The sequence below is a fragment of the Keratinibaculum paraultunense genome (genome assembly GCF_016767175.1).
Classification (GTDB): domain Bacteria; phylum Bacillota; class Clostridia; order Tissierellales; family Tepidimicrobiaceae; genus Keratinibaculum; species Keratinibaculum paraultunense.
In genome coordinates this window covers 1,780,475-1,796,784 of sequence record NZ_CP068564.1, presented here as the reverse complement: position 1 = coordinate 1,796,784, position 16,310 = coordinate 1,780,475, and the positions used below count along the sequence as shown (strand labels likewise).

Below are 16,310 nucleotides of genomic sequence, written 5' to 3'. Positions count from 1 at the left end.
TCCGATTTTATTATTTTAATATTCCTCTTAAAAACCAATCTGTATAGAACTTTGTTTTTAAATCTATTTTTTGGTTTTCATCAGTTATGTTATTTTCCCTAAAATACATTAAAATATTAAACATGGAAGTAGCATAAATATGAAAAATAAAATCTATGTCTACTGAATCTTTTAGTTTCCCAGAATTTTTAAGTTCTATTAATTCTTTCATTACATTACTATTTAAATCTTTGCTATATTCATTAAAATAAAATTTCATCATTACTTCAACTGGTGCTCTATACCAAGTTCGGTTGAATTCTATTTCTTTTTGTGTACATATATCTTCTATCGGAATTACATTAGGATCCATAAGGAAATAGCCATATTTTTGTTCATGAGCAGCATATATTTTTTTCTCAATGGTACTCATTAAATATAGATATAAATCATCTTTATCATGAAAATACTGATAAAAGCTACCTATAGAAATATCAAATGCCTTGGCTAAGGCTCTGATAGTCACATCTTCATAATCCATCTCTATAAACATGTCATAAGCAGTATCTATTATCTTTTCTTTTTTAGAATCAGGCAAGTTAAAAAAACGTTGTTTTGGCATATTACCTCCTCTTTCGATTAAATTTATTTACTACATCTTACATTATACAGAATGTTTTATTAAATTACAATTTGACTGAATAGATGATATTTTTGGAAATACAAAAAAATTATTGACATTCATATTTTACTATGGTAATATTACAGATAATAAGTAATTAATGAACGCGTTCCCCCATTACACTAAAGCGTTAAATTGGAATAAATTGAAACTAAATTATCATACGAAACAAAGGTGAAAGTTGAATTATTTTATCTAGTAAATTGAAAACTAAAAATAGAACTTAAAAAATATTAATCATAGGAGTGATAGAATGAGCAAATATATAGGCAAAAGAGTAGTAGCTGGTATTTTTACCATCATAATAGCTTTTACCCTAAATTTTATAATAATTAATCTAGCCCCAGGAGATCCTATAAAAACTCTAATGGGTAAAGAAACAGATGATCAGCAATTAAGAGCTGCCTTAGAAAAGAAATATGGACTGGATAAGCCATTACCTGTTCAATATGTAAATTATTTAAAGACTGCTATGAAAGGAGATTTGGGTACTTCCATTATATATAACAAGCCTGTATCAAAAATGATTGCAGAAAAACTTCCTGCAACTATTTTACTAGTTTTAACTGCGGGAATATTATCTCTAATCATAGGTACGACTATGGGAATTGTTGCAGCTAGAAAAGAAGGTACCATAATAGATACTATTTTTTCAGGTTTTTCCTATATATTAAATTCCATGCCTTCATTTTGGCTTGGACTGATGCTTATCATTATTTTTTCCTCTAAATTAAAAATACTTCCAACCTATGGAATGACAAATCCGAGAGCATCTCTTACAGGTAAAGCCTATGTTATGGATGTCATTAAGCATATGATACTTCCTGTAGGTACATTAATACTAGTGGAAATTCCAGCATATTTTAGAATAGCAAAATCTTCTGTATTGCAAGTAACCAATGAGGATTTCATTTTAACCTTAAAGGCTGCAGGTATGGATGAGAAAAAAATGTTCAATAAATATATTTTTAAAAATGCAATACTACCTACCATTACAATATTTGGAATATCCATGGCCTATTTAATAACAGGTGTTGCATTAATAGAAATTGTATTTGCATGGCCTGGCACTGGTAGATTAGTACTAACAGCTATTAATCAAAGGGATTATCCAACCTTGATGGGCATGTATCTTATAATGTCAATTTCAATTGCAATTGTGATGATTATAGTTGATATTGTATATGCAATGCTGGATCCTAGGATTAGATACTAAGGAGGGTTAATATGACAAATGTAAAAAAAGGTTTTAATAGATTTAAGCATGCGTTTTTAGACAGTAGACAATTAAGATTTGGAATATATGGCACTATATTATTGCTGTTCATAGTAATATTTGCACCTTTAATTGCACCAGAAAATCCATATAATTTTGGACCGGATATATTAAATGGATTAGGAGAAAATGGGCATTTGCTTGGAACCAATAAAATGGGACAGGATATTTTCAGTATGCTTATATATGGCACAAGGACCTCTCTTAAAGTAGCCCTCATTTCTGCATTAATTTCTGGATTATTAGGAATTTTAATTGGTGGAGCTGCTGGTTATTTTGGAGGTAAAGTAGATCAAGTTGTTTCGGAAATAATAAATATATTTATGATGCTCCCTACTTTTTTTCTAATCCTCCTTATAATTGCACTTTTTGGGAACACCCTTCCCAATGTAATGATAGTAATTGGGATTACAACTTGGCCATCTAATGCAAAACTAATGAGAGCCCAAGCTTTATCCTTAAGGGAAAGAACTTTTGTCAAAGCAGCAGTTGCCATGGGAGAGACAGATAGACAAATATTATTTAAATATATAATTCCTAATGGAATATTCCCTGTAATAGCAAACACCACTATGGGAATGTCCAATGCTATACTAACAGAAGCCAGCCTTAGCTTTTTAGGGCTAGGAGATCCAAATGCAATTAGCTGGGGACATATGATATATGAAGGTAAACCATATATTACTAGTGCATGGTGGATAACTACCTTTGCAGGTTTAGCCATAGTTCTTACAGTAACGATATTTTATCTATTAGGAGACGGGATCAACTATACACTTAACCCTAAACATATTAATCAGAGGGGTGAATAAAAATGGAACCTATTTTAGATTTAAAAGATTTCAGTGTAACATATATAAACAAATACAAAAAGGTATATGCAGTGAAAAATGTTGACTTTGAAATATATAAAGGGGACTCCCTAGGTATTGTAGGAGAATCTGGTTCTGGTAAATCCACCTTAGCCATGGGAGTATTAAGGTTACTTCCTGAAGATGGAGCCCAAATTTCAGGAACTGCTAATTTTTCTGGAGTGGATTTAACCAAATTATCGGAAGAAGAGATGAAAAAAATCAGATGGAAAGAATTATCTGTAATATTTCAAAAATCCATGAATTCCCTATCTCCCGTTCATAAGATAGGAACTCATATTGAAGATATATACCGTATTCATAAGCCTAATGCTACTAAAGAAGAAATAAAGGATAGATTTTTTTACCTATTAGATTTAGTAAATCTATCTAATAGAGTATATAATCTATACCCCCATGAATTATCTGGAGGTATGCTTCAAAGAGTATCCATTGCAATAAGCTTAATTCATGATCCAAAGCTTTTAATAATGGATGAAGCAACCACTGCATTAGATGTAGTCACTCAAGGACAAATACTAGATGAAATATCTAGAATGGAAGAAGAACTTGATATGACTAGAATTATGATCACCCACGATATGTCTGTAGTAGCTACATCTTGCAACAAAGTAGCAATCGTGTACGCAGGGGAGCTAATGGAGCTAGGATATGTAAAGAATGTATTAAAAAATCCACTGCACCCCTATACAAAAGGATTAGTATCATCTTTTCCATCCCTCAAAGGAGATAGAGAGAAGATAAAATCAATATCTGGATTTTTGCCAGACTTATCTAAACGGGTAAAAGGATGTATATTTGCTCCAAGATGTTCTAACGCTATAGATATTTGCTATAATAAAAAACCTGAAAAAATCAAAATGGAAGATGGAAGAACTATATGCTGTCACCTATATGGAGGTGAAAATAAATAATGAAAAACAACTCTTATATAAAAGTAGATAATGTATCCAAATGGTATCCTGTAAAAACTGGATTTGGTTTAAAAAAAGAAGAAAAACAATACGTTAAAGCAGTAGATGGAGTTTCACTAGAAATAGAAAAAGGTGAAATATTAGGAGTAATCGGTGAATCTGGATGTGGAAAATCCACACTAGGCAGAATACTAGTTAGATTAGAAGAACCTACAGCAGGAGATGTATATATAGACAATATATCCAGCAGTAAACTAATCAAACAAGATGCTAAAAGCTTCAGGCGATTGGTACAAATCATATTCCAAAACCCCTATGATTCCTTTACACCAAGGGATACCATAGAGAAGATTTTAACTAGACCTTTAAACATTCACTCTATAGGCAATTCTGCTGAAGAAAGGAGGAAAATTTGTCTAGAGGCATTGGAATTTGGTGGACTTCACCCTGCAGAGGATATTATGCAAAGATATCCTCACGAGCTATCAGGTGGTCAATTGCAACGTATTTCTATACTACGAGCTATGTCAGTTAATCCTAAATTTATAATAGCAGATGAACCTGTATCCATGCTAGATGTATCTGTAAGAGCAGATATAATAAATATGCTTTTGCAGCTAAGCAGAGAAAAAGACGCATCCATCATATTTATTAGCCACGATATAGCGCTGACAAGATATATATCCAATCGAGTAGCTGTTATGTATTTAGGAAGGATTGTAGAATATGGAGATAGTGATGAAATAATAAAAAATCCACAACATCCCTATACTCAAGCATTAATTTCCAATTGTGCTTCCATAGATCCTGATGAGCTAGTAGAGAAGATAAATATTGAAGGAGAACCATCTACACCTATTAATCCAGGACCTGGATGTTATTTTGCACCAAGATGCCCAAAAAGAGTAGAGGAATGTCTAAGGAAATATCCTGATACTTGTGATGTTGGTAATGGTCATTTGGTGGCTTGTAGTAGATTAGGATAAAAGAAGTATAGTAAAGCTATAAAAAATATTTAATTTAATAAGCACTACGATAATATATCAGGAGGGTAAAATAATGAAAAAAAAGCTGTTATCAATAAGTTTGATTTTTGTTCTAATTGTAACATTATTAGTAGGTTGTGGCAATGAAAGCAATAATGAGTCTGAAAACAAAGCTACAGAGGGCAATATTGAAGGAGAAAAAGTAATAGTGGTAAGAGCTACTGGGGATCCAATGACATTTAATCCAGACTCTATACCTGATGACTATGCTTATCCTATAGTACAAAATATATTCAATAGATTAGTTAAATTAGATGCAAGCAAACAAATAATTCCAGACTTAGCAACTGAATGGGAAGTAAGTGAAGATGGAAAAACTGTTACATTTCATTTAAGAGATGATGCGAAATGGCATGATGGAGAAAAGGTAACTAGTGAAGACGTAAAATATACTTTCGATACTATAAAGGAAAATGAAAACTATTATATGAGCTCTAGACTAGGAATTGTAAATTCCATTGAAACACCAGATGATTACACTGTAGTATTTAATATGAACGAATCAGATGTTTCCTTCATTGCTGACTTAGGTTGGTATGGAACTTTCATCCTTCCAAAACACGTATTTGACAATGGTCAATCTTGGGAAGAAAATCCAGCTTCCAAAGAGCCTATAGGTTCTGGACCATTTAAATTTAAAGAATTCAATCAAGGAGAAAGCATCACATTGGTTGCCAATCCAGACTACCATGAAGGTGCACCAAAATTGGATAAAATAATATATTCAATAATTCCTGATGATACAACTGCAGTTGAAGCATTGCTCAATGGAGATATAGATGTATATGAAGGCATACCTGCAGCTAGTGTAGATGAGTTAGAAGCTAGTGACTATATTAGACTTGTATTAAATGAATATCCTTCTCCAATGAGAATCATATTCAATTTAAATGAAGAAATATTGCAAGATATAAATGTAAGAAGAGCTATTGCTACTGCTATAGATAGAGAAGAAATATCCCAAAAGGTTTTCAACGGAATACAAAAGCCAGAATATAATATGTATCCATCCATAATGGAATGGGCTACCAATAGTGAACAAACTGCTCCTAAATTTAATATAGAGGAAGCAATAAAAATATTAGAAGATGCAGGATACAAAAAGGATAAAGATGGTTACTATGTAAGAGGACTTACCATAGATGTATTTGAAGATGGTGGTTATCCAGATGCCGCTAAATTAATGGAAGCAACTTTAGCTAAAGCTGGAATAGAATTAATAGTACAAGTTCATGAATTTAATGCTTGGAATGAAAAAGTTACAATACAAAGGGATTTCATGATTGAATTACAAGGAGGCTTTATGGGACCAGATCCAGCTGCTCTTTACAAACGACTAGGTACAGGTGAATATAGCAATGTTGGCAACTATAGCAACAAAAAATTTGATGAATTATGTACCAAAGGTGTAGCCACTGGAGTTCAAGAAGAAAGAGCAAAATACTATAAAGAAGCCCAAGCAATATTAGCTGAAGACCTACCCTATATACCTATAGTAACATACGCTGCTTATGATGCAAACAACGATAAATTTATCAATTTGCCTATAGATGGAGAAGGCAAATGGGGTTGGTCAGAATATACATTTACTGATATAAAGTAATATATTAACTTATAAAGCTAATCACACATATACATATGTGTGATTAGCTAAGATGTGAAGGAGGCTTACTAAATGAAAGAAGTATTTGAACATGTAATAGATAAAGTACCTGATTACAAAGAATTTTTAACTGTGGAGGAAATGGATTTAAGCAGTAAAAAACTAGCTGAAGAATTTCCTGATGTAGTAGAATTATTTGAAATGGGTAGAACTAGAGATAATCATCCCCTATATTGCTTAAAAATTGGTAATGGCTTCAATAATGCACTTATGTTTGGCTGTCCCCATCCCAATGAACCTATAGGGGCAATGATGTTAGAATATTTTTCAAGGGAACTTGCCCAAAATGAAGAATTGAGGAAGGAATTGGACTATACTTGGTATATAGTCAAATCCTGGGATGCAGATGGTACAAAATTAAATGAAAATTGGTTTAAAGGACCATTCACCCTATACAATTATGCTAGAAATTTCTTTAGACCTGCAGGACATCAACAAGTTGACTGGACATTCCCAATAGATTATAAAAAACTACATTTCCATGACACAATACCTGAAACAAAAGCCATGATGAATTTAATAGATAAAATAAAACCAAAGTTTATTTATTCCCTGCATAATGCAGGATTTGGTGGAGTCTATTGGTATATATCTAGAGAAACCAAGGAGATTTATGAAGATTTAAGAAATGCTGCTAGAAAACAAGGTGTACCCCTTAATTTAGGAGAACCAGAGGCACCTTATTGTGTAGCTTATGATGATGCAATATATCAAGATTTAGGCATTCAACAAAACTATGATTATTTAGAAAAATATGGAGTTGAAAATCCTCAAGAAGTAATTAGAGTTGGCACTTGTAGTTCTGACTATGCTAAAAAAGTTTGTAATGCATTTACCCTTTTAACTGAACTACCCTATTTTTATGATAAAAGAATTGCTGATTTATCTGAATCAGATATGACAAGAAAAGATGCAGTTTTGATGAATTTAGAATTTAGTGAAAAAACAGATGGATTTATTAAAAATACATTAAATAAAACTATAGATTATATGGCTAAAGATAATCCATTCAGATTATCCTTAGAAGCATTTACAAATAATGATGATAGTAATGAAGCTACTAGAAAAATGGTAGAAACCAATCCGGATTTTGCCAAAAAGGCCACTGTGGCAGAGAAATTTGACAATCTATTGATATCTAAATTTTACAAGATGCTATCCCTAGGCTTATTAGTAAGGGCTAACGAATTGGAATTGGAAAAAATGGAACAAAATAATGAACATAATCCTGATAAAAAGAAAGCACTAAAAGAAGCTTATAACATTTCTTTAGAAAAATTAAAAGCATTAAGTGAAGTATTAGAAGAAAAGATTGACTATGAAGTAATACCTATTAAAAAACTTATAAGTATTCAATTGGAATGTGGCTTGATTATGGCTGATTATTTAAATAATAATTAGGAGGCAAATTTTATGATTCTTATTAAAGGCGGAAAAGTTTATGATGGTAAAGGTAATAAATTGGAAGATACAGATATATTGATTGATGGAAATATTATTAAAGATATAGGTAAAAACATAGAGATTTCAGAAGATGGGGAAGTATTTGATGCTAAGGGGAAAGTAGTATTTCCTGGATTTATTGAATCCCTCAATGTATGGGGCTGTGTAGGTCCTGGTTGGAAGGACAATGATTTAGATGAACATTCTAATCCAATTGTCCCTGAAATGAATGTGATCTATTCTTTTGATCAGGATAGTATGATGTTTCAAAGGGTTTTTGAATATGGAATAACTAGTGCAGGAATAACCCCTTCCACATCTAATGTATTAGGAGGCTATATAGGAGCATTTAAAACCTATGGAACTCATCCCTATGAGATGTTGATTAAAGAAAAAATTGGAATGGCAAGCTCCATATCTAAGGCAACTAAAAATGTATATGGAAAAAGAAATTTATGCCCAATGACTAAAATGGGAGCTGTTTCATTATTAAAAGAGGCTTTGTTTAAAGCTATGGAATATAATGAAAAAAAGGACAAGGATTATGATGCTAAATGTGAAGCATTACAAGATGTAATAAATGGAAAAGTTCCTCTATTTGTTAATTGCAATACCAAGGCTGAAATGGATGCTGTAGAAATGGCATTAAGGGGATTCCCAGTAGAAGTTGTTTTCACAGGAGCCTTTGGTGTAGGGGAAAATACGGGAAGTATTATGGCTAATGAATACAGTATAATTTTAGGAGATTTAGCTAATGGTATGGCTGCTCCCAATAGTAATGTGGATTTTGAAGGTATTAAAAAATTGATTAATGATGGAATAGATATTGCCATTAGTTCCTGTGGAGATAATATGTCTTCTGGAAAGGAATCCTTACTGTGGAATGCTATACTATGCTATAAAAATGGCATTGACAGTGAACAAGTATTAAAGATGATAACATCTATTCCAGCTAAAATACTTGGAATAGATGATAAAGTAGGCTCTATAGAAGTAGATAAGGATGCAGATATAGTAATATGGAGTAATAATCCAATAGAAACCTATGCTGCCAAGGTAGAAGCCACTTTTATCAATGGAGAAAATATCTTAAGTGCTAGGAGGGTTGACTCATGCTGGTAATTAAAAATGCAAAAATATTTACTTCAGCCAATGGGGTAATAGATAGAGGAGATATACTAATAGAACATGGGAAAATAGTAGATGTGGGAGAATCCTTAGAATTACCTGAATGTGAAGTAATAGATGGAGAAGGTTTGGTTGTGATTCCTGGAATAGTAGATGCTCATAGCCATATAAGTGGTTTTGGAGCAGATATGGAAGAACAAGATTTAAATGAAATGACTAAAAATGCTACCCCTGAAGTAGAATCCATATATTCAATAGACACCCAATCCCCTATGTTTGAAAGAGCTATTAAAGGAGGGATTACTACTTCTGCAATAGCTCCAGGAAGTGGAAATGTAATTGGTGGTATGGTATGTGCAGTAAAATCCCATGGAAATAGTATAGAAGATATGTGCATAAAAAATCCAGTGGCTCTTAAGGCAGCCCTTGGAGGCAATCCTAAGGGAGTATATGGTCAGAAAAATGAAATGCCCATGACTAGAATGGGTATTGCCCATGTACTAAGAGATACTTTTATGAAAGCAAAGGAATATATGGCTAAAAAAGAAGCAGGTAAAGATGTACCCTTTGATATAGGATTGGAAAATGTATGTAAAGTTTTAAGAAAGGAAATACCATTAAAGGTTCACTGTGAACAATTTGATATGTTAACTACCATTAAAATTGCTGAAGAATTTGACATATACTTTACATTGGACCATGCTTGGGGAGCAAGTGATTTTTATGATGATATAATAGGTTCTAAAAATTTAAAAGGAGTAATCTATGGACCTATAGGAGTATTATTGCTTCCAGGAGAATGTGGGAAAATAGATATATTTAGCCTTATAGAGTTAGACAAAAAAGGAGTCCCTTGTGCAATAATGACCGATGGACCTATACTTAAACCTGATGTAATTATAATTCAAGCTGGAGAAGTAGTTAGATTTGGTGGAGATATTGAAAGAGTAATCAATATGCTCACTATAAATCCAGCTAAAATACTAGGCATAGATGATAGAGTAGGTTCAATAGAAAAAGGGAAAGATGCAGATTTAGTCATATTTGATGGGATTCCTGCATTAGATACAAATGCTACTGTAAAATATACCATAATAAATGGACAAGTAATCTACAATAACAATTAAATATATATTATAGGAAAAACCAGAGGAAGATTTCCCCGCCTCTGGTTTTATCTTTATGCATTATAAAAGGCATTATATCCTTTATATGTCATATATATATCTGCTTTGCTGGAGATTTCAAAAGGAGCATGAACACTTAGTAAAGGAACTCCACAGTCTACCACTTCCATTCCATAATTTGCAAGAATATAAGCTATAGTTCCTCCACCGCCTTGATCTACCTTACCTAGTTCTCCCATTTGCCATACTACATCGTTTTCATTAAATATACTTCTTATCTTAAATAAATATTCAGAATTAGCATCATTGCTTCCAGATTTTCCTCGAGCTCCAGTATATTTAACTAAAGTAACTCCTTTGCCTATATATGGAGAATTTAATTTATCTAATACATCAGGATAATTAGGATCAAATCCACCAAATGTATCTGCTGAAAGTACCCAAGAATTTGCCAGTGCTCTTTTTACAATAAGTTCAGAATAATTATCCTCTGTAAGGGCTATTAATTCTGAAACTACATTTTCAAAAAATCTAGATTCCATACCAGTATTTCCTACACTGCCTATTTCTTCTTTATCAACAAACAATGCTGCAGCAGTTTTATTTGGATTTTCCACATCTAATATAGCCCTAAGGGAAGTATATGCACATGCTCTATCGTCTTGACCATATGCTCCTACCATACTTCTATCTATACCTACATCCTTTGCCTTACCTGCAGGAACTACTTCTAATTCAGCAGAGGTAAAGTCTTCTTCTTTTATTCCATATTTTTCATGTAATATATTTAGTACATTTAATTTTACTTTCTCATCTATTTCTTCATCTTTATAAGGGATACTTCCCACTAAAAGATTTAGTCCTTCTCCTGTAATACCCTCATCCATTTTCTTTTGCATTTGATCTTTAGCTAAATGAGGTAGCAAGTCTGTTATGAAAAACACAGGATCCTTTTCATCTTCCCCAATATTTATATCAATTTTTTCTCCATCTTCCCTTATAATAACTCCATGTAGTGCTAGAGGAAGTGTAACCCATTGGTATTTTTTAATTCCACCATAGTAGTGAGTTTTACATAAAGCAAGTCCAGAATCCTCATAAAGAGGAAATTGTTTTAAGTCTAATCTAGGAGCATCTATATGGGAGCCAACTATATGCATCCCTTTTTCAAATTTTTCTTTACCTATTACAAATAGAGCAATGGATTTGCCCTTATTATTAGCATATATTTTCATACCAGGAGTAGGTTTGATTTTTTTATCTATTACTTCATCTATGGATATGTAACCATTTTGTTCAGCAATTCTTATTATTTCCTTTGCTGCTTCTCTTTCTGTTTTTCCCTTATCTAAAAACTCCTTATAACCTTCACCTACTTCAAATACCTTTTTTTGTTCATCTTCTTCCAATACTTCCCATACATTTTCCCACTTATGGGTTAAGTTTTTTTGAAGTTCTTTTCCTTTTGCCATACTTATCCCTCCTATATATTATATAATAGCCATTTAATATCATAATACATCTATGCAAGGGTAGTGTCAAGAATTTTCCAACATGCCATATTTTGTCTAAACATGTTGAGTCTTGCAAAATCCAGTGCTATAATCAATATGTATGTGTTGAAATTCAAATAGTTTTTTAGAAATAATTTTCGTAATTTTTATAATATAAGGAGTGATAATTGATATGAAAAAAAATGATAAAAAGAGAGAAAAAAAGGTAGTATTTAATTTATCAAAAAAGATTACATTATTAATAGCAATTTTAGTACTAATAGTTTCAATTGGGATAGGTGGATTAGGATTAAAACTTAGTTCGAAAGCTGTGATAGGAGAAGTAGAAAAAGCACTATTGCAATTTGCAGAAGAGGGTGTTTCCTATGTTGAATCAGTCATAGATAAAGAATTAGGTATTCTGCAAGAATTAACTAACAGAAAAGAAGTAAAATCAATGGATTGGGAAGCTCAATGTGCTTCTTTAAGTTCAGATATTGAAAGATTAGGGTATTTGGATATGGCAATAGTATCTAAAAGTGGAATGGCAGAGTACATATTAAGTGGAGAGAAAACTGGTTTAGGAGACATGGAATATATAATAAAAGCATTTGAAGGGGAAGCAAATGTTTCCAATGTAATTATTAGTAGAATAGATAAAAAACCAGTTGTTATGTTTGCAGTACCAATTAAAAAGGGAAATGAGATTGTAGGTGTTTTAGCTGGAAGAAGAGATGCTACAGCATTGTGTGATATTACAGATAAAATGGGATTTGGTAAAAATGGTTATGCATTTATATTAGGAAAAGATGGAACTATTTATGCTCATCCTGATAGAGAAATTGTAATGAACCGAGAAAACGCACTAAAAGATATTAAAGATGGTGGGAAATTTAAAACTCTTGGATTAGCAGTACAAAAAATAGGAATAGGAAATAAAGGTGTGATAAATTATGAACTTCAAGGTTCCAGGAGATATGTAGGATTAGCACCTATGCCTAGCACTGGGTGGATGATAGGTGTAGGAGCTTATGAAAGTGATGTGTTAGCAGGTTTAAATAATCTTAGAAGAGTTGTAATTATAGGAACGGTTATATTTATGGTATTGGGAATATTACTTTCTATATATATGGGAAAATCAATTTCCAAACCTATAATAGAATTATCTAAAGAAATTGGGGAAATATCAAATTATGACATAAAAATTGAAGAAGATAGTGCTATAGTGAAATATCGTAAAAGAGAAGATGAAATAGGAGATATTGCTAATTCTTTGTTAACTATGCAGAAGAATTTAATTGATTTAGTAAAACATATAGCTAATTCATCAGAACAAGTAGCTGCATCCTCTGAAGAATTAACAGCTACTAGTCAGCAATCTTCAGTTGCAGCAGAGGAGATTGCTAAAGCTATAGAAGATATAGCAATAGGGGCAGATGAACAAGCAAGAGATACAGAAAAAGGAGCAATGGATATTGAAGAATTAGGAAAACAAATAGCTGAAAATCGAGAAAAAATAGAAGCATTAAATAATGCAACAGAAGAAATGAATGTACTGAAAAATGAAGGATTAGAAATTGTAAAGGATTTAGTAGAAAAGACTGAGATAAATAGAAAGGCAGCTAAATCAGTACAAGAGATAATTTTAGCTACTAGTGAAAGTTCAGAAAAAATAGAAAATGCTAGTTCGATGATAAAAGATATAGCAGAACAAACTAATCTATTAGCTCTCAATGCAGCAATTGAAGCTGCTAGAGCAGGAGAATCTGGAAGAGGATTTGCAGTTGTAGCAGAAGAAATAAGGAAACTAGCAGAAGAATCCAATAAATTTACAGAAGAAATAGCTAAAGTTATAAAGGAATTAATAGATAAAACAGAGCACTCTGTAAGCACTATGGAAAAAGTTAATGAAATAACTAAATCTCAAGCAGAAAGTGTAAAGATGACTACTGATAAATTTGAAGGAATTGCAGTATCCATTGATAAGCAAAGAGAGTTAATAAGAGCTGTTTATGAAATAGGAAATGAAATGGAAGCAAAGAAAAATGAGATTATAAGTGTAATACAAAATTTATCAGCTATTTCTGAAGAAAATGCTGCAGGTACAGAAGAAGCTTCAGCATCTGTTGAAGAACAAACAGCTTCCATGGAAGAAATAGCAAATGCAAGTGAATCTTTGGCACAATTAGCTACTGAATTGCAAGAAAGTATAGCTAGATTTAAATATTAGTTGTTATAGACAGTCAAGGTTTTAACCTTGACTGTTTTTGTGTGCCTGAATTCCAAAAGTTTAAATTGTAAGATTAAATATTTAGAATAAAATATAGGAAAATATGTGTAGGAATAGAAAAAATGTTATTGAAGAAACTATTCTTATCTTTTAATATACAAAGTTTCTTGGGAACTGAATTTAAGTTTTTAGAAGGTTTTTAGAAATATGTGTAGAATTTAGGAGTTTCAGAAAGTTTGTCTGGCCTTTTGAAAAATGGTATGTTATACTAAAATAAAGTATGATATAATAATACTTTAAAAGGAGTGGCTATATATGAATGTTTTAAATATAGATAAAAGAAAATTTACTGCTGTTTCTTTTTTTTCAGGTGCAGGTGGGCTTGATATGGGTTTCGAACGACAAGGATTTAAAGTTATTTGGGCAAATGATGTAGATGAAGATGCTTGTGCCACACATCGTCTCTGGAGTGATGCAAAAGTAATTTGTGGAGATATTTCAAAAATAGATTTTTCTACTATTCCAGCAGGAGATATTTTGCTTGGTGGATGGCCGTGTCAAGGTTTCAGTTTAGCAGGTCCTCGAAAACTTGATGATAGCCGAAATACCCTCTATAAATACTATGTAAAATATTTGGATAAAAAGAAACCTCTTGCTTTTGTTGGAGAGAATGTAAAAGGGATGCTAACCTTGGGTGATGGCAAAATTTTTGAGGCAATTATAAGCGATATTTATAAAAAAGGATATACTCTTTTTTATAAATTGTTGAATGCAAAAGATTATAGCGTTCCACAAAATCGAGAAAGAGTTATCATTGTAGGATTTCGAAACGATTTAGGGATTACTAAATTTAATTTTCCTAAAAAACATGAAAAGATTGTAACGCTAAGGGAAGCACTTGCAGATATGCCAGAGCCTAATCTAGAAGATATTTGTGATGCACCATATAGTTCTCGTTATATGAGCAGAAATAGAAAGAGAAATTGGGATGAAGTTTCATATACTATTCCTGCTATGGCAAAACAAGTTCCCCTACACCCATCCAGTCCAGACATGGAGAAGTTAGGGAGAGATTTATGGAAGTTTGGTGATAATGGAGTAACGAGACGTTTTTCATGGCAAGAAGCAGCTGCTATTCAGACATTTCCGAGAGGTATGGAGTTTGTTGGAAACTTAACAAGTAAATATAAACAAATAGGTAATGCTGTACCTGTTAAGCTTGCAGAAGTAGTTGCAGAGGAAGTATATAAAACATTATGTAAGTGTTTAGGTTGTCAAGACAAAGAATTATTGACGGAGGTGGTATAGAGGGTATGGCTAAACAAGTTAAGCAAGGCAAGGCATTTGAGTATGCATGTTTACTTTCTCTTTATAGTACACTAAAAGAAAATCAGAGTATTGAAATAGAAGATACAAATTCTTATCGTGTTGCTAAAAATTTCTATGATAATTTAGATATAGAAGCAAAACATAAATTAATTTTTGGAGCAAATGCTGCTGCAAAGGTTATTCTTAGATTAGAACCACAATTAGAAAATCCATTAGATAATATACCTCTGATTCTAACAATACAAGAGGATTCTGCTGGAATAGCAGGAGATGTAAGAGATGTATTATGTATTAGAAAACAAAATCAATGGGAAATAGGTATAAGTTGTAAGCATAATCATTCAGCGGTAAAACATTCTCGTTTAAGTCCAACTATAGATTTTGGTGAATCATGGTTTAATATTCCTTGTTCTCAAGAGTATTTTGACAATATAAATCCCTTATTTGAGGAGTTGCGAAAAATGAGAAAAAAGGGAATGTTTTGGAGAGAATTAGAAGATAAAGAAGATAGATTTTATGTCCCCCTTTTAAATGCATTTATAGAGGAATTAAAGAGACTAGATGAAGAAAATCCAGATGAGATTCCAAAGAGATTACTGAGCTATTTATTAGGTAAAAATGATTTTTATAAGGTAATAATGATAGATAGACGTAAAGTTACAAAAATTCAAGCATTTTCAATGTATGGGACATTAAATCAAAATGCTGGAAAAGTTTGTCCACAAGTAAAATTACCGATACTAAATATGCCATCAAGATTTTATGATATATCTTTTAAACCCGATTCAAAAAATACTATTTTAGTTGTTGCAGATGGTGGTTGGACAATTAGTATGAGAATTCATAATGCTAGTTCTCGCATAGAGCCAAGTCTTAAGTTTGATGTACAACTGGTTGGAGTACCTCATTCCTTATATACACATCATGAATCTTGGGAAATATAAAATATATGTTAATAAACTGTTGTTTACTTTATCCGGACAACAGTTTTATTATTTTGCTGCAATTTGGCTATAATTTTGAGCATAGCTAATGAATTACAAGGAAGTGTTGATGTATAGGATTTTAAATTATGCTAAGATGTTAGATGAAGAAGCTATATAGGCAAAAGATGACTTAGTAGCAACA

13 protein-coding genes are annotated in these 16,310 nt (G+C 32.0%); 11 read left to right on the top strand and 2 right to left on the bottom strand.

Annotated elements, in window-relative coordinates; genetic code table 11:
- Positions 1-10 precede the first annotated feature (10 nt).
- On the bottom strand, positions 11-601 hold the full coding sequence (locus JL105_RS08735) for a TetR/AcrR family transcriptional regulator (protein ID WP_132027495.1): 591 nt from the start codon (positions 599-601) through the stop codon (positions 11-13).
- A 313-nt stretch (positions 602-914) separates the two neighbouring features.
- Here JL105_RS08735 and JL105_RS08730 point away from each other — a divergent pair, with 313 nt between their 5' ends.
- The 8 genes from JL105_RS08730 (at position 915) to JL105_RS08695 (ending at position 10,130) form a co-directional block, all read left to right on the top strand.
- Positions 915-1,877 (top strand): ABC transporter permease, encoded by a 963-nt coding sequence (locus JL105_RS08730; RefSeq protein ID WP_132027493.1) that lies wholly within the window; start codon positions 915-917, stop codon positions 1,875-1,877.
- An 11-nt stretch (positions 1,878-1,888) separates the two neighbouring features.
- Positions 1,889-2,749, top strand: coding sequence for an ABC transporter permease (locus tag JL105_RS08725; RefSeq protein ID WP_132027491.1), 861 nt, complete (start codon positions 1,889-1,891; stop codon positions 2,747-2,749).
- 2 nt (positions 2,750-2,751) lie between these two features.
- Positions 2,752-3,723 carry an ABC transporter ATP-binding protein gene (locus tag JL105_RS08720; RefSeq protein WP_132027489.1) on the top strand — a complete coding sequence of 324 codons (972 nt, stop codon included), beginning with the start codon at positions 2,752-2,754 and terminating at the stop codon, positions 3,721-3,723.
- Positions 3,723-4,709 carry an ABC transporter ATP-binding protein gene (locus tag JL105_RS08715; RefSeq protein WP_132027487.1) on the top strand — a complete coding sequence of 329 codons (987 nt, stop codon included), beginning with the start codon at positions 3,723-3,725 and terminating at the stop codon, positions 4,707-4,709. Before JL105_RS08720 ends, JL105_RS08715 begins: the two co-directional genes overlap by 1 nt.
- Positions 4,710-4,782: 73 nt before the next feature.
- A complete protein-coding gene (locus JL105_RS08710) occupies positions 4,783-6,372 on the top strand; it encodes an ABC transporter substrate-binding protein (protein WP_132027485.1) in 1,590 nt (529 codons plus the stop codon).
- 72 nt (positions 6,373-6,444) lie between these two features.
- Entirely contained in the window at positions 6,445-7,833 is a 1,389-nt protein-coding gene (locus tag JL105_RS08705; RefSeq protein ID WP_132027483.1) for a M14 family zinc carboxypeptidase, read from the top strand.
- 12 nt (positions 7,834-7,845) lie between these two features.
- On the top strand, positions 7,846-8,997 hold the full coding sequence (locus JL105_RS08700; protein WP_132027481.1) for an amidohydrolase family protein: 1,152 nt from the start codon (positions 7,846-7,848) through the stop codon (positions 8,995-8,997).
- Positions 8,988-10,130, top strand: a complete 1,143-nt coding sequence (locus tag JL105_RS08695; protein WP_132027479.1) for an amidohydrolase family protein — start codon at positions 8,988-8,990, stop codon at positions 10,128-10,130. Before JL105_RS08700 ends, JL105_RS08695 begins: the two co-directional genes overlap by 10 nt.
- A gap of 53 nt (positions 10,131-10,183) precedes the next feature.
- Here JL105_RS08695 and JL105_RS08690 read toward each other — a convergent pair whose 3' ends face one another.
- A complete protein-coding gene (locus JL105_RS08690; RefSeq protein ID WP_132027477.1) occupies positions 10,184-11,602 on the bottom strand; it encodes an aminopeptidase in 1,419 nt (472 codons plus the stop codon).
- A gap of 214 nt (positions 11,603-11,816) precedes the next feature.
- Between JL105_RS08690 and JL105_RS08685 the strand changes: the two genes are divergently transcribed.
- From JL105_RS08685 to JL105_RS08675, 3 genes are all read left to right on the top strand, one after another.
- Positions 11,817-13,853 (top strand): methyl-accepting chemotaxis protein, encoded by a 2,037-nt coding sequence (locus JL105_RS08685; RefSeq protein ID WP_132027475.1) that lies wholly within the window; start codon positions 11,817-11,819, stop codon positions 13,851-13,853.
- A gap of 315 nt (positions 13,854-14,168) precedes the next feature.
- The gene (locus tag JL105_RS08680) at positions 14,169-15,161 is read left to right on the top strand and encodes a DNA cytosine methyltransferase (RefSeq protein ID WP_202690492.1); all 993 of its coding nucleotides are present in this window, start codon (positions 14,169-14,171) and stop codon (positions 15,159-15,161) included.
- Between the two features lie 5 nt (positions 15,162-15,166).
- On the top strand, positions 15,167-16,126 hold the full coding sequence (locus tag JL105_RS08675; RefSeq protein ID WP_132027473.1) for a HaeIII family restriction endonuclease: 960 nt from the start codon (positions 15,167-15,169) through the stop codon (positions 16,124-16,126).
- Positions 16,127-16,310: the final 184 nt, after the last annotated feature.

Coding starts and splice junctions, on each gene's coding strand:
- JL105_RS08715 (WP_132027487.1), top strand. CDS start 3,723: ATGAAAAACAACTCTTATATAAAAGTAGATAATGTATCCAAATGGTAT.
- JL105_RS08695 (WP_132027479.1), top strand. CDS start 8,988: ATGCTGGTAATTAAAAATGCAAAAATATTTACTTCAGCCAATGGGGTA.
- JL105_RS08725 (WP_132027491.1), top strand. CDS start 1,889: ATGACAAATGTAAAAAAAGGTTTTAATAGATTTAAGCATGCGTTTTTA.
- JL105_RS08675 (WP_132027473.1), top strand. CDS start 15,167: ATGGCTAAACAAGTTAAGCAAGGCAAGGCATTTGAGTATGCATGTTTA.
- JL105_RS08710 (WP_132027485.1), top strand. CDS start 4,783: ATGAAAAAAAAGCTGTTATCAATAAGTTTGATTTTTGTTCTAATTGTA.
- JL105_RS08685 (WP_132027475.1), top strand. CDS start 11,817: ATGAAAAAAAATGATAAAAAGAGAGAAAAAAAGGTAGTATTTAATTTA.
- JL105_RS08690 (WP_132027477.1), bottom strand. CDS start 11,602: ATGGCAAAAGGAAAAGAACTTCAAAAAAACTTAACCCATAAGTGGGAA.
- JL105_RS08735 (WP_132027495.1), bottom strand. CDS start 601: ATGCCAAAACAACGTTTTTTTAACTTGCCTGATTCTAAAAAAGAAAAG.
- JL105_RS08730 (WP_132027493.1), top strand. CDS start 915: ATGAGCAAATATATAGGCAAAAGAGTAGTAGCTGGTATTTTTACCATC.
- JL105_RS08680 (WP_202690492.1), top strand. CDS start 14,169: ATGAATGTTTTAAATATAGATAAAAGAAAATTTACTGCTGTTTCTTTT.
- JL105_RS08705 (WP_132027483.1), top strand. CDS start 6,445: ATGAAAGAAGTATTTGAACATGTAATAGATAAAGTACCTGATTACAAA.
- JL105_RS08720 (WP_132027489.1), top strand. CDS start 2,752: ATGGAACCTATTTTAGATTTAAAAGATTTCAGTGTAACATATATAAAC.
- JL105_RS08700 (WP_132027481.1), top strand. CDS start 7,846: ATGATTCTTATTAAAGGCGGAAAAGTTTATGATGGTAAAGGTAATAAA.